The following is a 23130-nucleotide window of genomic DNA, read 5'->3' on the forward strand; positions in this document are numbered from 1 at the left end:
GCGCCGTCCTCGCCGAGCGCGCCGCCACGTTCACTCGGCCTGCGCACGCGCGCAGCCCGACGCTACCCTTCCACCGTGATCAGATGGCGTAAGGGCACGGTCTCCCGCGTCCGGCGCGAGTGGCCGGGCGCGATCGAGCTGGACGTGGCCGTCGAGGATGGGACCGCGGCGCGGGCCCTGGCGTACCCGGCGCTCGTCGGCCGCCCGGAACCCGGCGACACCGTCCTGCTCAACACCACCGCGCTGGCGATGGGTCTTGGTACGGGAGGGTACGCCATGGTTGTCGCGATTCCCGACCGTTTACCGCCGGATCCCACGGGCCCCGGCCATCTGGTGAAGGCACGTTACACCCCCGCGCAGGCGACCGTGCTCGGCGCGGACGAGCAGGACTCCCCGCACCACGAGGCCCTGCGCGACGCCGACTCGCTCGACGGCATGCCGGTGGTGGTCCACGACCTGCACTCGGCCCTCCCCGCGATCCTCGCCGGCCTGCGGATCTCCCGCCCGGACGCCCGCGTCGCCTACGTCATGCTCGACGGCGGCGCGCTGCCCGCGTGGTTCTCCATGTCGGCGGCGACGCTGCGCGAGCGCGGCTGGCTGGCCGGGACCGTGAGCGTCGGGCAGGCGTTCGGCGGGGACGTCGAGGCGGTGACGACGCACACGGGCCTGCTCGCGGCCCGGCACGTGCTCGGCGCGGACGTCGCGGTCGTCACCCAGGGGCCCGGCAACCTGGGCACGGGCACGCGGTGGGGCTTCTCCGGCGTCTCGGCGGGCGAGGCGGTCAACGCGGCCGCCGTCCTGTCCGGCCGCCCGGTCGCCGCGCTGCGCGTCAGCGAGGGCGACGCGCGTGAGCGCCACGTGGGCGTCTCGCACCACTCCCTGACGGCGTACGGCCGGGTGGCCCTGGCCCCCGCCGACGTCGTGGTCCCGCTGCTGCCCGGGGAGTTCGGCGATCGGGTGGCGCGGCAGGCCGGGCCGCTGGGAGAGCGCCACCGGCTCGTCCGCGTCCCGGTGGACGGCCTGGAGAAGGCGCTGCGCGAGGTCCCCGTCCGCCTCTCGACGATGGGCCGCGACCTCGACGGCGACCTCCCCTACTTCCTCACGGCCGCCGCCGCCGGCCGCCACGCCGGCGCGCTCCTCCCCTGACCCGCGCCGCCCGCCCGGCCCTCCGCCGTACGGCCTGAGCCCCCGGGACGGGGCGCGTGCGGGCCCGCCGTACGCGGTGCCGGGGCGCGGGCTCAGGCCGTACCGCGGCGGTACCGGCTCAGGCCGTGCGCGGCGGCGCTGGAAGGGCCCGCCGCACGTGACAGGGCCCGCCGTACGCGATGGCGCGGGCGGGCGGGCCGTACGGGATGACGGGTCAGGAGGCGGCGGGGACGGCGCCGGTGGCCGCCGGGGCGGGGGCGTCGAAGCGGTCGCGGAAGGTGAAGGCGCGCTCGCTCGGGCCCTCGGCGCGCAGGAGCGCGAGGCGTTCCATGGCCTCGGCGAGGGTGGGCTCGTAGCCGGCGGGGATCCACCACATCACGACGTACGGCTCGGCGATGCGCTCGAACCACTCGCGGCGGCGGCGCATGACCTCCAGGTGGCGGCTGCGGTAGACGAAGTCCCACAGCGCCTCCACGGACTCCCACACCGAGAAGTTGACGAGCAGGAGATCGCCGTAGTCGTGGCCGACCGTCTGCCTGGGGTCGTCGCTCCCCTTCAGCCGCCACACGTAGCCGGGGGACGCCTCGGCGAGCTGGTTGACGGGTTCGAGCTGGTCCACGAAGTCGGCGAGTCGCGGGGAGTCGATCGGGGCGAGCAGGTGGGCGACATTGAGCTGGGCGAGATGGTACGCGGTCACATCGCCCACCTCACCACGCCCGCCTCTTCTATGTCAATGCTCATTATTTTTAGAAGCCTGGATCGCGACGCAGCACTCCCCCGGCCGCGGGTCCATGACCGGCACGCGCGCGTCGCCGCACTCGCGGACCACCCCCTGCAGCAGCGCCAGATTGACCGAGCACACCAGCACCGGCCGGTCCTCGGCCGCGGCGTGGAAGGGGCAGTTGCGCAGTCGCACCACCCCGTCCTCGTCGTACGGCTCGTAGCCCCGCGCCGCGAGCACCGCCTCGACCCCCGAAGGGCCCCTCTCGGACCCCGGAACGGGGGTGTCGCGCGCCAGCCGTTCCCCCACGCGCCGGGCGGCCTCCTCCGCCCGCTCCTCGGCGCCCACCGTCTCCACCACCTCGGCCAGCACGAGCGCCAGCGTCCGGTAGTCGCGCGGCGGCAGGCTCACCGCGTGCTCGGTCCGGGACCGCGCGTAGACCTTCGCGGGCCGCCCCGCCCCCGGCCCCCGCCGGTCCCCCAGCCGCCGGGTGGCCGTGTCGAGCAGCCCCGCCTCGGCCAGCCGGTCCAGGTGGTGCGCCGCCAGCGTCCGCTGCACCCCCACGGCCTCCGCCGCCTCGGCCCTCCCCACCTCACGCCCCTGCGCGACGACATAGTCGTACAACGCCCGCCGCACCGGATCGTTCAGCGCCGAGAAGATGTCGTCACCCACCCCCGAATTATCGCCCCACCACCCCACCACCCCGCCCTGGTGACCAGGCCGCGCCTCGGCGCGGAGGCCGGCGGCGGCGATGGGCATTGAGGTGGCATTGAGATGGCTCCTGCTCACAGGAGTGGCGGGCCGCCTTCCCCATGGGGTGGGATGAGGGTCATGGATCTTGGCGGGGAGACGTGGCGGGTGGTCCGGGGGGATGAGGTGTGCGGCGAGATCACGATCGACGGGGTGGACATGCCGTGGGTGCGCGGTTCGTTCGTGGCCGGGCCCGGATTCGCGGGGGTGAAGCCGCTCTTCGATCGGGAGCTGGAGCTGCTGGAGCGGCTCGATGAGGATCCCGAGGCGTGGGAGGCTGCGTACGACCGGGTGGCGGACGCCGTACGCCTGGTGTCGCCGCGCGGGCCCGTGGCCGATTTCCTGCTCCACGTCCGGGACGGCCGCGCCTGGTTCCGGTGGGACGACGAGCCGCTCACCTAGGAATCGAGGGTGAGGGTGAGGTAGGTCAGGGTGGCCCGGGTGTCTTCGGTGTCGGGGTGGGGGCGGCGGAGGGTGTCGGCGTAGACGGCCAGGTCGGCCAGGGGCCACCAGCGGCCGTACAGGGCGATCGCGGCCGGGGAGGGGGTGCGGCCGGTTCTGCTCTCGTAGCGGGCCAGGGGGTCTTCGCCGGGGGTCGCGGGGGGTTCGCCGAGCATGCCGGTGAACGTGGTGGTGAGCATCCACAGGTCGCGCTCGGGCGGGGCGATCTGGACGGTCGCCCAGTCGAGCAGCCAGGTCCGCGACGGGGCGCGCAGGACGTTGCCAGGGTGCGGCTCGCCGTGGGTGACCACCCAGGGGGCGGGGTCGCGGCGGACCTCGCCGGCGAGGCGGTCGAAGTCGGCGAGCCAGGTACGGACCCGGTCCGCGTGCGCGGTGAGCAGTTCGCGGGCGGCCTCTCCGTGGGGGCCGTCCGTCCACGGGCGGCCGAGGTCGGCGAGGGCGGCGGTCAGCCGGTCCCGGCCCGGCAGGCGAAGGTCGGCGCGGGCGGCCAGGTGGGCGACCGCGGGGGTGGCGGAGTGCAGGCCGGCCAGGAGGTCGGCCATCTCGGCCAGGTGCTCGGGCCGGTGGGGGCCGAACTCCCCGGCGGCACCGGCGATCATCGGGAACACCGCCACCGTGTAACGGGGTGAGAGCCGCCGCAGCACGTCGCCGTCTCCGCCCGGGACCGGGGCGACCACGAAATCGAGCCCGGCGTCGCGGCTCAGGGCCAGGGTCGTCGCCAGCGAGCCGCGCAGCCGGGCGAACTCGTCCTCACGGCCCGCGTCCCCGGCGTCGAGATCATCGACCTTGACGAACCAATCCGCCCCGCGCCGGTCCGTCACCGACCAGTGATAGCCGCCGAACCCCACCGGAAGGTACTCGTGCGACCGCGCCTCGACGGACCACCCCTCCTTCAGCGCCGCGATCAGCCGCCCCTCGTCCAAGCCCACCGGTTCGTCCCGCACAAGCCCACATTCTCCCAGCCCACCACCCCGGATGATCAACCGCGGCCCTGCTTCAGTGGCAGCGGAGGTCGAGGCCCGCGTCGGTGCTGTCGGAGACCTCGAGGATGAAGGAGCGGGGGGCGGTGGGCGGGCGCTTGGCGGGGGTGGGGCTCTCGTGGAAGTAGACGGCGGTGTCGGCGCGGTCGTCGTCCACGCCCTCGATGCGGGCGTTCTCGTAGTAGCGGGCGATCTCCGCTGCGGGCAGGGTCGAGGACAGCGCGAGCCGTACCAGGTAGTCGCAGTGGTTGCCGTTCCCGCGCAGGGTGACCGAGCGTTGCACGTCCGCGTCGGCGCGGTGGGTGCGCGGCGGGAGGGGGTGGGCGGCGGCGCGTTCGGCGAGCGCGTCCAGGCGGGCGTCGTCGACCCAGATGGGGATCATCACCAGCAGCGCCAGGCCGATCACCGGGGCCAGCAGGGCGGCCAGGCAGCCCGGCGCGCAGCCCCGCCGCCTCCGGCGCGTGCCGCCCGTCTCGCCCCTGCCACGCGTCTCGCCCATGCCACGCGTCCCGCCGGTCCCGGCCGTGCCGCTTGGGCCGGGTCGCGCGCGCACTCCGTCGCTCTCGCCGCCGCCGTCGTCCACCTTCGTGCGTCTCCCCCGGAATGATCCACGGCGCGCGTTCTCGGCCGCCACCAGGGCCCGGGCGCCGCTCAGCCGGTACGGCCTCGCGCGCCCCCCACCCGGTCGTACGGCCTCGCGGTGTCCGGGTCGGGTTCCCGGGCCGACGCCCCTCCTGGTCGGCCTGAAGGATATCCCCGTGGACGGACTCCCCCGATTCCGGAGATCGTGGACGTCGCGGAGTCGCCCCGTGAGCCGTCCGGGCGGCGCGGCCTACGGCGTTCCCGGTGCGCGGCCTCGCCCGGCCCCCGGCCCGCCGCCTCGGTCCGGCCCGCCGCCTCGGTCCGGCCCGCCGCCTCGGGTGGGGTGGGGGAAGCGGTGGATGGCGACGCCGTAGATCTGGGACTCGGGGACGTACCCGAAGTGCCGGGAGTCGATCCCGGCCGGATTGTCCGCGCTCAGCACGAGCATGCCCGGCGGGACCACCGCGTCACGGCCGGCGGTCCGGCTCGGCAGCAGGTACGGCGGCGCGGGCTGCCCGGCCGTCGCGGCGATCCGCTTGACCATCAGCGCCCGGCGGTCCCGGGACGGCGGCGCGCCCGGCCGTACGCGCGGGTAGGCGACCGCGATCTGCCCGGCGCGCAGGGCCGAGGGCCTCCGCCGCCGGACGAGCAGCCGGTCGCCGTCCCGCACCGCCGGTTCCATGCTGTCGCCGCGCACGCGGACCAGCAGGAACGCCCGCCGCAGCGCCACCAGCGCCACCACCGCCGCCCCCGCCAGCAGCGGGACCGCGAGTGGTACGGCTCCCGCCGCGCTCACGTCGCCCGCCCGGCCGGGCGTGGCGCCACGCCCGGCCCCCGCGCCGTGCCCGCCGGGGAGACCGCCGGGGAGACCGCCGGGGAGACCGCCGCCGCGCGTGGCGTCACCTCCCCGGGTTCCCCCTCGTCGCCGTAACCCGCGGCCTGGGCCCGGAACAGGCGGGCGTACAGGCCGCCCGAGGCCATCAGGTCCGCGTGCGGGCCGAGCTCGGCGATCCTCCCGTCCTCCAGCACGGCGATCACGTCGGCGTCGCGGACGGTGTTGAGGCGGTGCGAGATCAGCAGGCTGGTACGGCCGGCGCGGTGGGCCCGCACGGCCGCGTGGACCTCGGCCTCGGCGGCGGCGTCCAGGCCGGAGCTGGGCTCGTCCAGGATCATCAGGTCGCGGTCGCCGCGCAGGAAGGCACGGGCCAGCGCGACCCGCTGCCACTGGCCGCCCGACAACACCACGCCCGCGCCCGACTCCCCGAAGAACATCCTGGTCAGCAGCGTGTCGTAGCCGCCCGGGAGGCCGGACAGGAGATCGTCCACGCCCGCCCGGCGCGCGGCCGCCCGGATCCGGTCCAGGTCGCCGATCGCGCTCACGTCGCCCACGCCCACGTTCTCCGCGGCGGTCAGGTCGTAGTTCGCGTGGTCCTGGAAGACCGCGCTCAGCCGCGCCCGCAGTTCCGCCGGATCCACCTCGCGCAGGTCCACGCCGTCCCAGCGGATCGCGCCGCGCGTCGGGTCGTACAGCCGGCCCAGGAGCTTGACGATGGTGCTCTTGCCCGCGCCGTTCGCCCCGACCAGCGCCACGGCGCCGCCGTACGGGATGGTCAGGCTGACGCCGCGCAGGATCCAGGGGTGGTCGTCGGAGTAGCGGAACCACACGTCGTCCAGCTCGATCCCGCGGCGCAGGGGCGGCAGCGGGCGCGGCGGGTCCGCGACGGGCAGGTCGGGCCCGGCCCGCACCACGTCCACGTAGTGGCCGAACCGCAGCAGTTGCTCGTGCACGCGGGCGAACGCCGACAGCACGGAGTTGAGCGACTGCTGGACCCCGGCCAGCGCGGCGACGAACAGGGCCACGTCGCCCACCGTCAGCGTCCCGGCCCGGGCCGCCAGCACCGCCCAGGCCAGGCCGGCGCCGGACACCAGGGCGGCCAGCAGTTCGAGGCCGGTCTCGGCGCGCAGTTCCCGCCGGTCCATCGACCGCCGGGCCGCGTCCGCCGTACGCCTGTCGGCCAGCAGGCGGTCGCGCAGGAACCCGGCCATGCCGAACAGGCGGATCTCCTTGGCGGCGTTGACGCTGGTCAGCAGGTCGGAGTGCATCATCTCGCGGCGCTCGACCGGGCCGAGCCGCACGCTCAGCCCGACCCGCTGCCGGGACAGCCGCAGGTGGGCCGCGAGCATCGGGGCGGCGGCGGCCAGCACCAGCGAGGTCATGACCGGGCTGATCACGAGCAGCGAGACGACGAGCCCCGACAGGGTGAGCAGGCCGCGGCCGACGCTGAAGAGCCCGCTGAGCAGGCCGCCGCACATCCGCGCGCCCGCCTGGGCCAGGCGCAGCCGGTCGAGGTGGTCCGGGTCCTCGAAGCGGCCCAGCCCGACGAACCCGCCCGCCGCCGTGAACAGCCGCTCGGTCGCCAGCAGGCCCGTGGCGCGGCCGATCTCGTTGCCCAGGTAGTGGGAGTACTGCGGCAGGAGGGCCAGGACGATCCCGGCCAGGGCGAGGCCCGCGGCCGGGACCGCCGCGCCGGCGAGCGGCCCCGGCCGCGCCAGCGCGTCGATCACGGCCTTGGTCAGCCAGACGGTCGCCACCGGGACGGCGGCCTCACCGGCCATGAGCAGCAGATACCGTACGGCGGCGCCCGGCGCGGCCCGCCGTACGACCGCCGCCGCCTCGCGCACGGCGGCCGCGGTGACGCGGTCAGCGGGCATCGGCGGCGCCGTCCGCCGCGTGGAGGGAGGGCCGGGAGGCGTCCAGTTCCGACGGCCGCGGCGCCCCCGCCACCACCACGCCGCCGGGGTCGAGGAGGTAGACGGCGGGGAACCCGGTGGCGCGGAACGCCTGGACGAGGGGGCCCTGGTCCTCGTCCACGACGATGTGGGCCACGCCGGCGAGTTCCTTCTCGTAGTCCTCCAGGTGCGCGGGGTCGAGGGCGGCGACCACGGCCAGCACCCGGTCGCGGTCCCCGACGGTGTTCCGCGCGTAGTCCGCGAACTCCGGCAGCATCTCCTGGCAGGGCCAGCAGCCGGTCATGAAGAGCCCGACCAGCGTCCGTTCCGGCAGCCGGTCGCGGTCGACCGGCAGTCCCTCGGTCGTCGTCGCGGCGAAGTGGTCCACGCGGTCGCCGGGGCGCAGCACGGGCGGCCCCTGGGCGCCCTGGCCGGCGCCCGGGCGCGCGAGCCGCTCGGAGTGCTCCCGCAGGCGGCGGATCACGCCGAAGGTGAGCAGCAGGTTGGCCAGGCACAGCGCGCCGATCAGGGCGACGGCGGCGGCGAGATACGGCATCGTGGCTCCTCGGCGGGGCGGGCCGGGCGCGGGGCGGCAGCGTCCGGTCGGCGGCATGGGTTCAGGCGGCGATACGGGGCAGGCGGTGATACGGGGCAGGCGGTGATACGGGGCAGGCGGTGATACGGGCTCGTACGGCGGCGCGCGGCCGGGGCGGGGCGGGCCGTGCTGCGCGGCGCGGGTGCCCGCCGCGCAGCATCGGCGGTCAGCAGGATCCGCAGAGGCAGTCGTTCTCGTACGGGGCGCCGATGAGGCAGTCGCACCAGACCTTCAGCTTCGCCCGCTGCGCGGCGCACACCTCGCACCAGGCGATGCGCTTGCAGTAGGACTGGCAGGTGCCGCACGCGGCGGCCTCGGCCCTCGGCACGAAGGCCGACAGCAGCCTGTCGGCCATGCCCTCGATCAGCCTCGTCATCCTCTTCCTCCTCGCTTGGGCGAGCCGTCACCGGGGAGTATGCGAGGCGACCTCTGTGGCGTCGTTGGTCACGCGTGCGAGGTTTGTGGCGTTTCACGCGACGAGGGCCGGGTGAGCACCGCCGTACGGTATTCGCCCGGGGTGACGTCGTAGGTGGCGCGGAAGAGCTTGGTGAAGTGGGCGCGGTCGGGGAAGCCCCAGCGGGCGGCGATCGCCTCGATGGTCCGCCCGGCGAGCGCCGGGTCGGCCAGGTCGCGGCGGCAGCGCTCCAGCCGCCGGTGCCGGATCCAGGCCGCGACCGTGGGCCCGCCCCGCTCCTGGAACAGCGCGTGCAGCGTGCGCAGGGAGATCTGGTGGGCCTCGGCGACGGTCCGCGGGCACAGCCCGGGGTCGGCGAGCCCGCGCTCGATGAAGTCGTGGATGCGCGCCAGCAGGACCGCGGGCCCCGAGCCCCGGGGGAACGCCGTCTCGCGGGTCAGCTCCCGGCCGCACGCCGCGGCGACGAGGTCGAGGAGGACCTGCGCGGCGACGGCCCGCTCGGTGGAGACGCATTCGGCGCCGTGCCGCATCAGGCCGATGAGCTGGCGGGCCAGCAGCGCCCCGGAGGCGCGGCGGGCGCTGAGCGGCACCCCGAGGAGGGAGTCGAGCGTCCCGGCCGGCACCGACAGCGCCGAGCGCGGGAACTGGACGGTGATCGTACGGCACAGGCCGTCGGCGGCGGTCCGCCGTACGGTGAACGGGCGCGAGCTGTCGCGCAGGAGCATCTCGCCGGGGCCCGCCCTGCCGTACCGGCCGCACTGCCGGGTGTCCACCCAGCCGCTGCGCACCAGGGTGAGCTGGTACTCCTCGGGGTCGCGGCGGCGGATCAGCCGCTCGCTGCGGTTCACGCGGATCGAGGTGCTCTCCATCTCGCCGATGTGGACCGTCCCCAGCGCCAGCACGCGCAGCTCGCCGTGGAAGTCGCCCTCGGCGTCGACGTGCGCCTCCAGCGGGAACCTCGCCCGCTCCACCCGGTCGAGCCAGTACTCCAGCCGCTCGTCCGCCTTCACTTCCCTCGTGTCGATCCGCACCTGGAATCCCGCCGCGCCGCCGCGCCCCATCCCATCCCTCCACGAGATCACCCCGGGCCCCGTCCGACCCCCACATGATCGCCGGAGCGCGCTGACATCGCAAAGTGGTCGATATCCACGGCTACTGTAAGGATTCGGGAGCGTTCTCTGGGTCATCGCCCGGCCCGCTCTCCCGGGGAAGAGCGAGCCGGGGGGCGGAGACGGGGGCGTGCGCTAACGGGCCTGGCGCACGCCGCGGCGCCAGACCTCGGCGATGGAGCCGGTGGCGGTGATGTCGCGGGTGGGGTCGCCCTCGACCAGGACCAGGTCCGCGCGGAGGCCGGGCGCGACGCGGCCGCGGTCGTCCAGCCCGAAGTGACGGGCGGTGACGCCGGTCGCGGCGGCGAGCGCCGCCTCCGCGCTCAGCCCGGCCTCGGTGAGGAGCTCCAGCTCCCGGTGCAGGCCGGTGCCGTGGCCCGGCACGAACGGCGTGGCGTCGGTCCCGGCCAGCAGCGGCACGCCGGCCTCGTGCAGGGCCCGCACCGCGGCCGCCGCGCCGGCGGCGCTGCCGGGGCGGGCGTGGTCGGCGGTCTCGACGTGCCGGGCGGTGATCGCCTCGAAGTAGGCCAGCGTGGTCACCACGAAGACCCCGGCCGCCCGCACCCGCTCGGCCAGCCGCCCCGCGGCCGGGTCGCCCGGCGGCAGGTCGGCCCACACGTGTGCCAGGCCGTCGACGCCGGCGTCGAGCGCGACCTCCACCTCCGCGGCGGTGATCGCGTGCGCGATGACCCCGCAGCCCCTCCTCGTGCGCCGCCGCGGTCAGGGCGGCGGCGACGTCCCCGGTCAGCACGGGCAGGTCGGCCCCGTGCACCGCGCCGTCGTCAATGACGATCTTGAGGTAGTCGGCCCCCTCGGCGAGCCGCGCCCGGACGAAGGCCGGGGCCTGCGCGGGATCGGAGACGAAGTCGATCTCCGGGGCGTCCGGCCCGTCCAGCACGGTGCCCGCCAGGGCCGCCAGGAGCTGTGTCGGGTGCCCGCCGGCGGCGGTGGCCAGCGTGCCGGCGCTGCGGAGATCGGCCACGTCGTCGTTCCCGGCCGCCAGCCGCCGCTGCTCCGCCAGGATCTCGGGGAGGCAGAACATGTCGAGCTCGGTGGTGACGCCGTACCGCAGGGCCTGGGTCAGGCTGCCGTCGAACACGTGCGTGTGCGCGTCGATCAGCCCGGGCAGCAGCGTCCCGCCCCTCCCGTCGATCTCGACGTCGGCCGGGCCGTCCCCGCCCGCGCCGACAGCGGCGATCAGGCCGTCCTCGATCACCACGTCGGTCTCGGCCATGGTGCGCTCGCCGTCGAACACCCTGGCGCCGCGGATCACTGTGCGCATCTGCGCCCTCCTCATGAGTCGTCGGATCGCCACCACAGAGGGGCGCGGGCCGGGGGCTGTGACATCGGGCCCGGCGACCGTGACGCGGATCACATTCAGGGCGCCCGTGTCACACTCTCGGGCGAGGCGGGCTCTTCGGTCGCGACAGATGAGGAGGTACGGCATGGCATCGACCCCACGGCACGCGACCGACGCCGTCACCGAGCGGTTCCTCGGCCATCGGGAGCTGCTGTTCTCGGTGGTCTACAACATGCTCGGCAGCGTCGCCGACACCGAGGACACCCTGCAGGAGGTGTGGCTGGCCTGGTCCGCCCGGCACCGGGGGCGGGAGAGCGCCCCGATCGAGAACGCCCGGGCCTACCTGGTGCGCGTCGCGGTGAACCAGGCGCTCGCCCGCCGCGCGCTCGTGAGCCGCCGCCAGGAGACCTACGTCGGCCCCTGGCTGCCGGAACCGCTGGTCACGGCCGAGGACGACACCGCCGGCGCCGCCGAGCGGGGCGAGTCGCTGTCGATGGCGGTGCTGGTGGTGCTGGAGACCCTCTCGCCGCTGGAACGCGCGGTGTTCGTGCTCCACGAGGTGTTCGGCTTCGCCCATCCGGAGATCGCCGACATCCTCGGCCGCACCCCCGCCGCGGTCCGCCAGCTCGCGGCCCGCGCGCGCCGCCACGTCCACGCGCGCCGCCCCCGCCACCGCCCCGAGCCCGGCGTCCACGCCGAGGTCACCGAGCGGTTCGCCGCGGCCGCCCTCGGCGGCGATCTCAAGGCCCTGCTCGAGGTGCTGGCCCCGGACGTGACCCTGTGGACCGACGGCGGCGGCAAGGGCCCGGCCACCAGCCTGCACCCCGTCCACGGCCGCGACCGCGTGGCCGCCCTCTTCATGGCGGTCGCCGCGGCCCTGCCCCCGGGCGACCTGCGCCTGCGCTACCGCCGCGTGGCCGGAGACCCCTGCGCCCTCCTCTTCTCCGGCGACAGCCCCCTCGCCGTCGTCGTCACGGCCCTCACCCCCGGCGCCACCCGGATAGCCACCATCTACTCAGTGACCAACCCCGACAAGCTGACCACCCTCCGCTGACCCCCCGGCGAGCACGTGCCGGGCGCCTCGTGCACCATCTCGCCCAGGCGGTACGGCGGCGCCGCCGTACCGCCCCATGGGGGAGGATGATCATCATGCGGGGAGAGGTGGTTCGCGGATGACCGGCTACACCGCGCGCGTCGAAGCACGCTGCGGCGACTGCGGAGGCACCAAGGTCCGGCAGGTGAACCAGTACGTCCAGCACGGCCGCCTGCGGTGGGACGCCGAGTTCTCCTGCGACTCCTGCGGGTCCGGCGGATGCGAGGGCTTCGGCACCGACCCGGCGCCTGAGGACATTCGCCGCGCCCTGCTGGTCCGGCACGGCCCGAGCCGGCTGCGCATCGCCGGCCCCCTGCCCAGCCTGGTCCCGGCGCTGAAGGCCCTCCGCGAGACCCTCGGCGTGTCCCTCCCCCGCGCCCGTGAACTCGTCGCCCGGCTCACGGACGGCGGGCTGACCGGGACCCTCGCGGAGATGGAGTACCTCCAGATCCGGCTCCACATCCGGGGCGTCCCCTCCGAAGTGACCCCCGTCACCCCAGGTCCCTCCTGCTGAGGGGCCCTTCCGCAGGCGGCTGGCGCGGGGGCCGGATCCGGTGGTCCGGCGTACCGGATGGACCGCTCACGGAGAGGTAAAAGCGCAGGTCAGGTGGGGGGTGCGGTATGGGGGGCGGGAAATGGGGAGGGTGGGGCTTGGCAACGGCAGGGTCAAGTGAGTGTGCAGAGGAGGGGTTGCCGTGACTGACGTCGTGGACATGATCATGGCGGATCACCGGGAGATGGAGCGGCTGTTCGAGGTGCTGCGGACGCGGCCGGAGGAGCGGGAGCTGACGCTGCCGGTCGTGGCCGCGCTGCTCGTCGCGCACAGCCGTGCCGAGGAGGCCGAGGTGTATCCGGCGCTGCGCGGGCAGGCCGGGCAGGGCGGCGAGGTGGCGCACGGGCAGGAGGAGCACCTGGAGGCCGAACGCCGGCTCCAGGCGCTGCGGGAGGCCGACCCGAAGGGGGCCGGGTTCGAGAAGGCGCTGCAGGCGTTCGTCGAGGCGGTCCAGCACCACGTCGAGGAGGAGGAGACGACGCTGCTGCCGGCCATGCGCGAGCGGCTGGAGGCGGGCGAGCTGGCCTCGCTGGGCGAGGCGTTCGCGCGGAGCCGGGCCGAGCACCTGGGCGAGATGCCGGGCGAGGCGGGCCGCGAGGAGCTGCTGCGCCAGGCCAGGAACGCCGGGATCGAGGGCGCGTCCTCGATGACCAAGGACGAGCTGCGCCGCGCCCTCAAGATCTAGGTCCGGGCCGCGTTTCGCGCGAACGAGCCGGCCGGCCTCCCAGGACCGGTCAGTACGCCGCGAGCACGTCCACCAGGAAGATCATCGTGTCCGTGGGGCGCACGCCCTGGCCGGGCAGGCCCGCCTTGCCGTACCCGTCCTCAGGAGGGACGACGAGCGCGATGCGGCTGCCGACGCGGGCGCCCTCCAGGTGGCGGTCCCAGGCGGGCAGGGCCTTGCCCGAGCCGATCGGGACGAGCGCGGGGCGAGGGCCGCCGTCGCGGGTCCAGGTGGCGTCGAAGGAGTCGCCGTCCCGCCACAGGCGGCCCTCGTAGTGCACGGCCACCGTGGCGCCCTTGGCCACGGCGGGCCCGCGGCCGCGGATCAGCGTGCGCGCGACCGTACGGCGGGGCGGCTTGGCGCCCTTGGCCGGACGGAACCAGGGGCGCGCGCCGGGCCGGCTGACGATCTGCACCCCCGGCACGGACTCGCGGGTGACCTCGCCCTGCGCGGCCTGCTCCGGGTCGCGGCGGTCGAGGATGTCCACGACGTACACCGTCTCCTCATCGGGGCCCAGGCCCTTGGGCGGGTTGGGGCCGTACGCGTCGCGGGGCGGCACGGCGGCGAGGACGCGGCTGCCGACGCGCTGGCCGGTGACCGCGCGGTTGAGACCGGGGACGAGCGTCCCGGCCTTGAGCGCGGCGGGCGACCCGGTGGCGAAGGTGGAGGCCAGCTCGCGGTTCTCGCCGCCGTCCCATACGTGCGCGGCGTAGTGGGCGACCACGAAGTCCCCCTGGCGCACGACCGGGCCCTGGCCCGGCCGCAGCGTGCGCACGGTCAGCGCGCCGCCGGGCTCCCCGGGGAAGACGATGCGCGGGCGGTCGCCGAACCCGCCCTCGACGCGGGGCTCGGGCCGGGCCTCACCGCCGCCGCACCCGGCCGCGAGCAGCAGGGGTACGGCGGCCAGCCCGGCCCGGAGCCGGATTACGGGAACGCGCACGGAGATCACCTCCCGGCGATCACCCTAACCGCGCGCGCCCCGCGAACCCAGAGCGATCATGAGCAATCCGGGCGCGGTCATGCGCGATCCACGCGCATGACCGCTTCCCGGCGATCATGAGCTCATCGCGCGGACATCACATCCCGGCGATCAGCTTCTCCACGCGCTCGTCCACCGACCGGAACGGGTCCTTGCACAGCACCGTGCGCTGAGCCTGGTCGTTGAGCTTCAGGTGCACCCAGTCCACGGTGAAGTCGCGCCGCTTCTCCTGGGCCCGCCGGATGAACTCCCCGCGCAGCCGCGCCCGGGTCGTCTGCGGCGGCACCGACTTGGCCTCGAAGATGCGCACGTCGTCGGCGATGCGGTCCACCGAGCCGCGCTTCTGCAGCAGGTAGAACAGGCCGCGGCGGCGGTGCACGTCGTGGTAGGCCAGGTCGAGCTGGGCGACCCGGGGGCTGGACAGCGGCAGGTCGTACTTGCGGCGGTAACGCTCGATGAGCTGGTACTTGGTGACCCAGTCGATCTCGCGGGACACCAGGTCCAGATCCCCGGTCTCCACCGCCCGCAGCGTGCGCTCCCACAGGTCGAGCACCCGGTCGGTGATCGGGTCCGAGCCGCGGCGGGCGACGAAGTCCTGCGCCTTGGAGAAGTACTCCTGCTGGATCTCCAGCGAGCTGGCCTCGCGCCCGTTCGCCAGCCGTACGCGCCGGCGGCCGGTCATGTCGTGGCTGACCTCGCGGATCGCCCGGATCGGGTTCTCCAGGGTCAGGTCGCGCATGACCACGCCCGCCTCGACCATGCGCAGCACCAGGTCGGTGGCCCCGACCTTGAGCAGCATGGTCGTCTCGCTCATGTTGGAGTCGCCCACGATGACGTGCAGGCGGCGGAACCGCTCGGCGTCGGCGTGGGGCTCGTCGCGGGTGTTGATGATCGGGCGGCTGCGGGTGGTCGCCGAGGAGACGCCCTCCCAGATGTGCTCGGCGCGCTGGCTCACGCAGTACACCGCGCCGCGCGGGGTCTGCAGCACCTTGCCCGCCCCGCAGATGATCTGCCGCGTGACCAGGAACGGGATCAGCACGTCGGCCAGCCGCCCGAACTCGCCGTGCCGCCCCACCAGGTAGTTCTCGTGGCAACCGTAGGAGTTGCCCGCGGAGTCGGTGTTGTTCTTGAACAGGTAGATGTCGCCGGCGATGCCCTCCTCCCGAAGGCGCCGCTCGGCGTCGACCAGCAGGCCCTCCAGGATGCGCTCCCCGGCCTTGTCGTGGATCACCAGATCGACGACGTTGTCACACTCGGGGGTGGCGTACTCGGGGTGGCTGCCGACGTCGAGGTAGAGGCGCGCGCCGTTGCGCAGGAAGACGTTGCTCGACCTTCCCCACGAGACGACCCGCCGGAATAGGTAACGGGCCACCTCGTCCGGTGACAGCCGGCGCTGTCCCCGGAAGGTGCACGTGACGCCGTACTCGTTCTCAAGCCCGAAGATGCGTCGATCCACGATCTCAGGCTATGTCCCCCGGCCGCCCGGCGTAAGTGATCACAACGTGTTTTGCCCCGAGCACGCATTCCGCCCCACCCCGCCGCGCGCGCCCAGCCCCCCTCGCGCTCCTGGTGGGGCGGCGGCAGGGACGCTGGGCGCGGTGGCGCGCTCTCAGCTCAGATGCCGGGAGAAGAAGCGCAGCGAGTCCTCGACCTCGAAGGGCGGCACGTCGCCGTGGTCGCCGGGGTTGGCGTGCAGCGTCTTGTCGGCCGAGGCCAGCGCGTCGAACAGGGCCAGGCTCTGCTCACGCGGCACCAGCCGGTCGTCCCACTGGACCAGGAACCGCACCGGCACGGTGATCCGCCCGGCGTCCTCGGCGAGCCCGCGCACGCCGAGCAGGCCCAGCACCGCGGCCTGGATCCGGGGCTCGGCGGCGATGAGCGGGACGCCGAGCCCGCAGCCCATCGACATGCCGCAGTAGCCCACGGGGCCGGGGCCGACCTGGTCCAGGCGCTGGACCGCGGTCAGGACCGCCCGCCAGTCGGCGACGGCCCGACCGGCCAGGTGGCCGTGCATGCCGGCGACCAGCGCGCCCGGGTCCTCGCCCGCGGCCAGGCCGGCCCGCATCTGGGCGACGATCCGGGCGAACTCCGCGTCCTTGGGGCGCTCGCCGTGGCCGGGCGCGTCGATCGCGACGACCGCGAAGCCCCCGGCCGCGTAGCGGCGCGCGCTGGACACGACGCCGGGATGGGTCTTGTGCTGCCCGCCGCCGTGACCCAGCAGGATCAGGGGACGGGCGTCACGGGCGCCCTCCGGCGTCCACAGCACGCCGGGGATCTCGCCGAGGGTGAAGAACCGCTCGATGACGCCATCGGACGACGTCCGAGAGGTGAAGCGCATCAGTCTGTCAAGCCTTTCGGGATGCCTCGCGCGGCGCTCCCTAGGCCATGCGGAGGAGGGAGCCCCGACCTGTCTCAGCGTTGATCGGTCTCACCCCCTCGAACTCACCACGATGCACGGCGACGGCGAAATTACCACATCGGGCACGATCGGCGGCAGGCGGGATCGCGCGGTCTCGCCTACGGCACGAAGGAGGCGTGCTGCCCGCCCTGCCCCGGGAAGCGCCCTGCCCCGGATAGCGCCCTGCCCCGGGCATCCGGGCGGCCGGGCCGGGCCTAGCCCGGCGGAGGGCTCCCCCCGCCGTGGTCCACGCCGCCGCCGGGGAGGGGCGGCGGGGGCGGCGGGGGCAGGCGGGCTTCCAGGAGGGCGGCGGTGGCGAGGGCTGTCCGGTCGCGGAGGTAGGGGGCGATGATCTGGATGCCGGCGGGGAGGTTCCCGGAGGTTCGGCCGGCGGGGGTGACCGTGGCGGGGAGGTGGCAGAGGCCGGCGACGACCGTCCAGGCGACGGAGAAGGGGCGGGACTCGCCGTTGACGAGGAGGCGGCGTTCGCCGGGGGGCGGATGCGGGAAGGCGGCGGTCTGGGTGGCGGGGGTCAGGAGGACGTCGAAGGACCGGAAGAACTCGGCCCACCGGGCCCGGAGGCGGGCACGCTCCTCGTCGGCGAGGTTCCACTCGCGGGTCGAGGCGGTGACGCCGCGGGCGTAGACGCCCAGGGGGCCGTCGTCCTCGCGCAGGGCCAGCAGGCTCTCGTAGTCGCGCTCCGGCAGGAGGTGGTTGTGCGGGCTCAGGCCGAGCACGTTGTACAGCCGCTCGTACTCCGCCAGCCCGCCCACCGGCGCGTCCACGGGCCGCACTCGGGCGCCCGCGTCGGCGAGGGCGCCGGCCGCGCGCTCCAGGCACCGCCGTACCTCGTCGTCGATGGGGGCGGCGGGATCGTCGAACCAGCAGGCCACGCGCAGGGGGCGGTCCGGAGGAGGGGGCAGGGCGAGCCGCCAGGCGACGGCGTCGGCGGGGCCGGGACCGGCCAGGACCCCGAGGGCCAGGTCCAGGTCGCGGGCGGAGCGGGCGATCGGGCCGAGCACGCCGAGGTCGGGTTCGCGCAGATCGCCGGGCATGGGCGGAATATGGCCGAGCACGGGGATCAGCCGGTACGTCGGCTTGTGGCCGGAGACGCCGCAGTAGCTCGCGGGGATACGGATCGAGCCGGCGTCGTCGGCGGCCAGGTCCAGCGCCGACAGCCCGGCGGCGACCGCGGCGGCCGAACCCCCGGAGGAGCCGCCGGGGGTTCGGCCCGGATCCCAGGGGTTGACGGTGAGCCCGTAGACGGGGTTGTCGGTGACCGCGTCCTGTTCGAGCGGGCAGGTGTTTGTCTTCCCGAGCACGATGGCTCCCGCCGCGCGCAGGCGCGCCACCGCGGGGGCGTCCGCGGCCGGGCGGTGCCCCGCGAGCCCGCGCAGCCCGCACGTCGCGGGCAGGCCCTCGGTCTCGATGCTGTCCTTGACGGTGATCGGCAGGCCGTGCAGCGGGCCCAGGCCCTCGCCCCGGGCCAGGGCCCGGTCGGCGCGGGCGGCCTCCTCGACGGCGCGGTCCCCGTCGAGGGCGACCACGGCGTTGAGGCGCGGGTTCACCGCCTCGATCCGCCGCAGGCAGGACTCGATCAGTTCCCGGCACCCCACCTCGCGTGCCGCCAGCGCCCGCAGCATCCGGTGGGCGGGCGCGCCCAGGAGCTCCAAGCCCACCATGGCGCGAGCGTCCCAGACTCCCGCCGCCCCGTCCACCGCCCCGGGGCGCTGCCCGTCCGCCCGTACGGCGCGCCGCGGCCCCACCGAAGGCCCGGTGCGGCCGTACGGCGAGCGCACGCCCGCCGGCGCGGCCGTACGGCGGTGCGGCCGTACGGCGGTGCGGCCGTACGGCGGTGCGGGCGCGGTCCCCCGGGCTCCGGCTCGCCGTACGGCGTGCGGGGGTCAGAGGAGGGTGCCGGACTCGTAGACGAGGCCGCGGGCGGGGTGGGGGCGGGCCCAGGCCCGGGTGCCGGGGGCGGGGTCGACGCCTTCGGGGACGACGACGCGGACGCCGGGGGTGCCGGGGACGGCCAGGGTGACCAGGTCGCTCGTGCCCAGGTGCTCCACCACCGCCACCTCGCCCTCGAACGCCTCGGGAAGGGGCTCGGCGGAGAAGTCGAGGTATTCGGGGCGGACGCCGTACTGCACCTCGGCCTCGCCGCTGACGCCGGGCGGGGCGGGGAAGGCGGTCCCGGCGGCCGTGAGGCGGTCCCCGGACAGCACGGCGGGCAGCAGGTTCATCGGGGTCGAGCCGATGAAGCTCGCGACGAAGGGGGTGGCCGGGCGCTGGAAGACGGTGCGCGGGGTGCCGATCTGGGTGATGCGCCCGGCCGACATCACCGCGATCCGGTCGGCCAGGGCCAGCGCCTCGGCCTGGTCGTGGGTGACGAAGACCGTGGTGACGCCGAGGTCGCGCTGGAGCCGCTTGAGGAAGGAACGCGCCTCCAGGCGCAGCCGCGCGTCCAGGTTGGACAGGGGCTCGTCGAACAGGAACACCGCCGGGTGCGCGGCGATCGCCCGCGCCAGCGCCACCCGCTGCTGCTGGCCGCCGGACAACTGGGCGGGCCGCCGGGCGAGCAGGTCCCGCAGGCCCAGCCCGGCGGCGACCTCGGCCGCGCGGCCCCGCCGGTCCTGGCGGCCCACGCGCTGGATCCGCAGCGGGTAGGCGATGTTGTCGGCCACGTCCATGTGCGGGAACAGCGCGTAGTCCTGGAACACCATCGCCACGTCCCGCCGCCCCGGCGGCAGCCGCGTCACGTCGCGCTCCCCCAGCGACACCGTGCCCGAGGTGGGGATCTCCAGCCCGGCGATCGTGCGCAGCAGCGTCGTCTTGCCGCACCCGGACGGCCCCAGCAGCGCGAAGAACTCCCCGTCGGCCACCTCCAGGTCCAGGCCGTCCAGGGCCCGCACTCCCCCGGCGTACTCCTTGGACAGGTTCCGTACGGCTATCGCGGCCATCAGCGCTTGATCCCTCCGTGGAAGCGGAAGCCGTACCGGCGGCTCACGAAGACGTACATGACCACCACCGGCAGCGAGTACAGCAGCGAGAACGTGGAGATCAGGGGCAGGTTGGGCTGGCCGCCCTCGGTGTAGAAGGTGTACATGACCACGGCGGCCGGCGACAGCTCCGGGTCGCGCAGCAGCAGGAACGGCGGCAGGAAACTGCTCCACACCGTGGCCACCGTCCACACCGCGATCGTGGCCAGGCCCGGCCGCACCGTCGGGATCACGATGTGCCGCAGGATCTGCAGCGGCGTGGCGCCGAAGACCCGCGCGGACTCCTCGTAGGAGGTGGGCGTGTTGTCCATGAAGTCCTTGAGGATGAAGATCGCCGCCGGGAGCAGGCCGCCCGCGAGCACGAGCACCACGCCCAGATGGGTGTCCACCAGGTTCAGCTCGAACGCCAGCAGGAAGATCGGCACCATGGCGGCGGTCCCGGTCACGATCGAGGACAGCAGCAGCAGGGCGTACAGGATCGCGTCGCGCCCGGGCACGCGCACGCGGCTCAGCGCGTACGACGCCAGCGCCCCGGTCCCGACGACCAGGAGCATCGTCCAGAACGCCAGGTAGACCGAGTTCCGCAGCGACGTGAGCGCGTAGGGGTTGTCCAGCAGCTCCCGGAAGTTGGCCAGCGTGAACTCCGGCAGCGACGCGGTGATCGTCGGATGCGCGTCGAACGGCGCCGACGCCAGCCACAGCAGCGGGAACGCGAAGAACGCCAGCACGACCGCGATGAACAGCGCGCTCGCCGCCCGCCCCGCCAGCCGCCGCGCCGCCGCCCGCCCGGCCCCGCCGTCCGTACGTCCGAGCCCGGCCCCGCCGTCCGTACGTCCGAGCCCGGCCCCGCCGTCCGTACGGCCGGCGCCCCCGGCGCGCCCGTTCCCGTCCGCGCCCGCGTGCCCGTTCCCGCCGTCCGTACGGCGGGGCCCGGCGCGGCCCGGCGTACCGGGCGGCGGGGCGCTCACCGGCCGCCCCCGGCGACGGGCTCGGCGGGCGCGGCCGTACGGCGTTCGCGGAGCATGCGCAGGTAGAACAGGGCGACGATCAGGTTGATCAGCAGGATGAGGAAGGAGATGGCGGCGCCGTACCCCAGTTCCCCGCCCCGCACGGCGACGTTGAGGATGTAGACGGCCAGCACCTCCGAGCGCCCCTCGGGCCCGCCCGCCGTGAGCAGGAACGGCGTGAAGTCGTTGAAGGTCCACAGGCTGATCAGCAGCAGGTTCGTCAGCGCGTGCCCCCGGATGTGCGGGAACACCACGTCGCGGAGCTGCTGCCAGGTGGACGCGCCGGCCAGCCGCGCGGTCTCCAGGTGCGAGGGCGGGACGCTCTGCAGCGCGGCGCTGTAGAGCATCATCGAGAACGCGGTGCCGCGCCAGACGTTGAAGACGATGACCGAGAGCATCGGGTGGTCCAGCAACCAGGCCGCGCCCGGGGTGTCCAGCAGCGCGTTGAGGGTGCCGCCGTCCCGGTCGAGCAGCGCGATCCACAGGAACGCCACCACCGACCCCGGCAGGATCCACGCCAGCATGACCAGGCCCTCGACCAGCCCGCGCAGCGTGCGGCCACGCCCGCGCGTCACCCAGGCGATCGCGAACCCCAGCCCGGCCTGCCCGATGACCGCCGAGCCCAGCACGAACTGCAGGGTCAGCCAGAGCGAGGTGTGGAACCGCTCGTCGCCGACGGCGCGGCCGTAGTTGTCCAGCCCGACCACGCGCGGCTCGACCGCGGCGATCCCGGTCAGCCGGTAGTCGGTGACGCCCAGGTAGATCGTCCACAGCGCCGGGAACACCAGGAAGACCAGGATGAGCACCAGCGCCGGGGTGACGAACGCCAGCGCGCGGGGCCGCCCGAGCCCGGCGGCGTCCCCCGGCGGCGCCGGGGCCGGGGGCGGCGCGTGCGCGCCCACGCCTGCCCCGCCTGCCCCGGCAGTCCCGCCGGTCCCGGCGTCCGCCCCGGAGCCGGCTCCGGGGTCGGAGCCGGCCTCAGCGTCCGATGTTGCCCGGCCCACCGACCACGCCCTCCAGCTTCCTCTGGTACGCCGCTGCGGCCTGGGCCGGGGTGGCGCCGGACACGACGGAGGCGGTGGCCTCCTGGATCGCGGTGGAGACCTGCGGGTAGACGGCCAGCGGGGGCCGGTAGGAGGTGATGGGCAGCACCTTCTCGGAGATGAACCTCAGCATCGGGTCCCCGGCCAGGAGCTGGGCGTTGACGTCCATCCGGGCCGACACGCGCGGGACGTCGCCGATCTCGGCCTTGGTCGCCTCGGCCGAGTGCATGAACGACAGCAGCTCCCACGCCTGCCCGGGGTGCTTGGAGCTGGGGTTCAGCACGCGCACCGACCCGCCCGACATGCTCACGAAGTCCTGGCCGCGCACGCCCTTGCCGGGCTCCCTGGCCGGGATCAGGGCGTATCCGACGGTCTGCTCGCGGTCGGGCATGGGCGCCACGCCCTCCTTGGGCTCGACCACGCCGCGCCAGAAGTAGTCGCCCTCGGCCAGGATGCCGATCTTGCCCTCGGCGAACTCCTGGAACGACTTGTCGCGCCCCTTGGCCTCCTGCTGGAGCCGCGGGTCGCCGAGCCCGCCCCGGTAGATCTTGGCGTAGAAGTCCAGGACGTCGATGACCGCCTGCGACGCGCCGGTCCACTTGCCCCCGGCGTACACCTCGGCCCCGGCCCCGGCGAGCAGCGGCAGGAAGCCCTGCATGGAGGTGGCCTCGCCCATCGCGGTGCCGGCGTTCCACTGGATTGGGGTCACGCCCTTGATCGCCTTGAGCTTGGCGCCGGCGTCGAGGATGTCCCGCCAGCTCCGGGGCTGCCAGTCGGCGGGCAGGCCGGCCTGCGCGAACAGCTTGCGGTTGAAGAACAGCACGCGCCCGTCGGTGCCCATCGGGATGCCGTAGCGCTTGCCCTCGAACTCGCCCAGGCCCTGCACGGCCTCGGGGATCTGCTGCCAGCCGTCCCACTTGTCCACCTCGGGGCCGCCCACCTCCCCCAGCGGCTTGAGGTATCCCGCCTGGGCGAACTCGCCGACCCAGATGCCGTCCATCGCGATCACGTCCGCGCCGGAGCGGGACTTCAGGTCCAGCGCCTGCTTGGTCTTGTACTGCTCGTCCTCCACGCCGCTGGCCTGGAACACGACCTTGGCCGTGACCCCCTTGGCCTTCTGGGCGGCGACGAAGCGCGGGATCACCCACTTCTGCACCCAGTCGGCCTCCTCGGCGTTCTTGCCGCCGGAGATGGCGTTCGAGGCGATGGTCAGCGTGATCTCCTTGCCGTCGCCCCCGCCCCCGCCTCCGCGCGCGCAGGCGGCCAGGGGGAGCGTCAGCGCGGTCAGCAGGGCCAGCGCGGCGGCGGGTCGGCGGAGAGGGCTCATGACGACCTCCTCGAAGGTCGATCGCGTCCATGGATTCGGGGATGGGTCCCACCCGCGTGCCGTTCGCACGCCCAGTGGATCTTCAATGAGCCGGACATCCGGACATACCGACGATCGCACGGCGGATGCGGTCCGTAAAGATCCCGGATTAGGGCGCCCGCCCCCGCCGCGCGCCGCACCGCCCGCCGGGACGCTCGCCGCGCCATCCGCCAGGGGA

General features: G+C 74.8%; 23 protein-coding genes. 5 read left to right on the top strand and 18 right to left on the bottom strand.

Annotation, left to right across the window (positions count from 1 at the left end; translation table 11 throughout):
• Nucleotides 1–75 precede the first annotated feature (75 nt).
• On the top strand, nt 76–1146 hold the full coding sequence (locus D5H75_RS04135) for a DUF3866 family protein (protein WP_119924935.1): 1071 nt from the start codon (nt 76–78) through the stop codon (nt 1144–1146).
• A 214-nt stretch (nt 1147–1360) separates the two neighbouring features.
• Here the strand turns inward: D5H75_RS04135 and D5H75_RS04140 are convergent, their stop codons facing one another.
• Both D5H75_RS04140 and D5H75_RS04145 read right to left on the bottom strand, forming a co-directional pair.
• On the bottom strand, nt 1361–1843 hold the full coding sequence (locus D5H75_RS04140; RefSeq protein WP_119924936.1) for a DUF3291 domain-containing protein: 483 nt from the start codon (nt 1841–1843) through the stop codon (nt 1361–1363).
• Nucleotides 1844–1876: 33 nt separating this feature from the next.
• Nucleotides 1877–2539, bottom strand: coding sequence for a helix-turn-helix transcriptional regulator (locus D5H75_RS04145; protein WP_242453960.1), 663 nt, complete (start codon nt 2537–2539; stop codon nt 1877–1879).
• Between the two features lie 159 nt (nt 2540–2698).
• Here D5H75_RS04145 and D5H75_RS04150 point away from each other — a divergent pair, with 159 nt between their 5' ends.
• Complete coding sequence (locus D5H75_RS04150) at nt 2699–3019, top strand: hypothetical protein (protein WP_119924938.1); 321 nt, start codon at nt 2699–2701, stop codon at nt 3017–3019.
• On the opposite strand, the gene D5H75_RS04155 is transcribed toward D5H75_RS04150, so the two are convergent.
• From D5H75_RS04155 to D5H75_RS42675, 8 genes are all read right to left on the bottom strand, one after another.
• On the bottom strand, nt 3016–4023 hold the full coding sequence (locus D5H75_RS04155) for a phosphotransferase enzyme family protein (RefSeq protein WP_202637791.1): 1008 nt from the start codon (nt 4021–4023) through the stop codon (nt 3016–3018). The genes D5H75_RS04150 and D5H75_RS04155 overlap by 4 nt on opposite strands.
• A gap of 52 nt (nt 4024–4075) precedes the next feature.
• Nucleotides 4076–4558, bottom strand: coding sequence for a hypothetical protein (locus D5H75_RS04160; RefSeq protein WP_242453961.1), 483 nt, complete (start codon nt 4556–4558; stop codon nt 4076–4078).
• A gap of 333 nt (nt 4559–4891) precedes the next feature.
• Complete coding sequence (locus D5H75_RS04165; protein WP_119924939.1) at nt 4892–5437, bottom strand: S26 family signal peptidase; 546 nt, start codon at nt 5435–5437, stop codon at nt 4892–4894.
• Nucleotides 5434–7353, bottom strand: coding sequence for an ABC transporter ATP-binding protein (locus tag D5H75_RS04170; protein WP_119924940.1), 1920 nt, complete (start codon nt 7351–7353; stop codon nt 5434–5436). The genes D5H75_RS04165 and D5H75_RS04170 overlap by 4 nt, the downstream gene beginning before the upstream one ends.
• Nucleotides 7343–7927 (bottom strand): TlpA disulfide reductase family protein, encoded by a 585-nt coding sequence (locus D5H75_RS04175; protein ID WP_119924941.1) that lies wholly within the window; start codon nt 7925–7927, stop codon nt 7343–7345. The genes D5H75_RS04170 and D5H75_RS04175 overlap by 11 nt, the downstream gene beginning before the upstream one ends.
• 205 nt (nt 7928–8132) lie before the next feature.
• Nucleotides 8133–8342, bottom strand: a complete 210-nt coding sequence (locus D5H75_RS04180; protein ID WP_119924942.1) for a hypothetical protein — start codon at nt 8340–8342, stop codon at nt 8133–8135.
• A 68-nt stretch (nt 8343–8410) separates the two neighbouring features.
• Nucleotides 8411–9412: a helix-turn-helix domain-containing protein gene (locus tag D5H75_RS04185; protein ID WP_202637792.1), complete on the bottom strand. Its 1002-nt coding sequence runs from the start codon at nt 9410–9412 to the stop codon at nt 8411–8413.
• Between the two features lie 213 nt (nt 9413–9625).
• Nucleotides 9626–10150: an amidohydrolase family protein gene (locus D5H75_RS42675; RefSeq protein ID WP_242453962.1), complete on the bottom strand. Its 525-nt coding sequence runs from the start codon at nt 10148–10150 to the stop codon at nt 9626–9628.
• Between the two features lie 785 nt (nt 10151–10935).
• Between D5H75_RS42675 and sigJ the strand changes: the two genes are divergently transcribed.
• From sigJ to D5H75_RS04205, 3 genes are all read left to right on the top strand, one after another.
• On the top strand, nt 10936–11844 hold the full coding sequence (gene sigJ, locus D5H75_RS04195; RefSeq protein WP_119924944.1) for an RNA polymerase sigma factor SigJ: 909 nt from the start codon (nt 10936–10938) through the stop codon (nt 11842–11844).
• A gap of 118 nt (nt 11845–11962) precedes the next feature.
• Nucleotides 11963–12397 carry a hypothetical protein gene (locus D5H75_RS04200; protein WP_119924945.1) on the top strand — a complete coding sequence of 145 codons (435 nt, stop codon included), beginning with the start codon at nt 11963–11965 and terminating at the stop codon, nt 12395–12397.
• A 181-nt stretch (nt 12398–12578) separates the two neighbouring features.
• Nucleotides 12579–13121, top strand: a complete 543-nt coding sequence (locus D5H75_RS04205) for a hemerythrin domain-containing protein (protein WP_202637793.1) — start codon at nt 12579–12581, stop codon at nt 13119–13121.
• Nucleotides 13122–13170: 49 nt separating this feature from the next.
• On the opposite strand, the gene D5H75_RS04210 is transcribed toward D5H75_RS04205, so the two are convergent.
• From D5H75_RS04210 to D5H75_RS04245, 8 genes are all read right to left on the bottom strand, one after another.
• Nucleotides 13171–14100: an FKBP-type peptidyl-prolyl cis-trans isomerase gene (locus D5H75_RS04210; protein ID WP_202637794.1), complete on the bottom strand. Its 930-nt coding sequence runs from the start codon at nt 14098–14100 to the stop codon at nt 13171–13173.
• Between the two features lie 136 nt (nt 14101–14236).
• Entirely contained in the window at nt 14237–15595 is a 1359-nt protein-coding gene (gene pafA, locus D5H75_RS04215) for a Pup--protein ligase (RefSeq protein WP_119924947.1), read from the bottom strand.
• A 153-nt stretch (nt 15596–15748) separates the two neighbouring features.
• Nucleotides 15749–16477 (bottom strand): dienelactone hydrolase family protein, encoded by a 729-nt coding sequence (locus D5H75_RS04220; protein WP_119924948.1) that lies wholly within the window; start codon nt 16475–16477, stop codon nt 15749–15751.
• A gap of 275 nt (nt 16478–16752) precedes the next feature.
• Entirely contained in the window at nt 16753–18219 is a 1467-nt protein-coding gene (locus tag D5H75_RS04225) for an amidase family protein (protein WP_119924949.1), read from the bottom strand.
• A gap of 222 nt (nt 18220–18441) precedes the next feature.
• Entirely contained in the window at nt 18442–19497 is a 1056-nt protein-coding gene (locus D5H75_RS04230; RefSeq protein ID WP_119924950.1) for an ABC transporter ATP-binding protein, read from the bottom strand.
• Complete coding sequence (locus tag D5H75_RS04235; RefSeq protein ID WP_242453963.1) at nt 19497–20504, bottom strand: carbohydrate ABC transporter permease; 1008 nt, start codon at nt 20502–20504, stop codon at nt 19497–19499. The genes D5H75_RS04230 and D5H75_RS04235 overlap by 1 nt, the downstream gene beginning before the upstream one ends.
• Nucleotides 20501–21445: a carbohydrate ABC transporter permease gene (locus D5H75_RS04240; RefSeq protein ID WP_119924951.1), complete on the bottom strand. Its 945-nt coding sequence runs from the start codon at nt 21443–21445 to the stop codon at nt 20501–20503. The genes D5H75_RS04235 and D5H75_RS04240 overlap by 4 nt, the downstream gene beginning before the upstream one ends.
• 76 nt (nt 21446–21521) lie before the next feature.
• On the bottom strand, nt 21522–22913 hold the full coding sequence (locus D5H75_RS04245) for an extracellular solute-binding protein (RefSeq protein ID WP_119924952.1): 1392 nt from the start codon (nt 22911–22913) through the stop codon (nt 21522–21524).
• Between the last annotated feature and the right edge of the window lie 217 nt (nt 22914–23130).

This window comes from Bailinhaonella thermotolerans (assembly GCF_003594875.1).
In the GTDB taxonomy this organism is placed as follows: domain Bacteria; phylum Actinomycetota; class Actinomycetes; order Streptosporangiales; family Streptosporangiaceae; genus Bailinhaonella; species Bailinhaonella thermotolerans.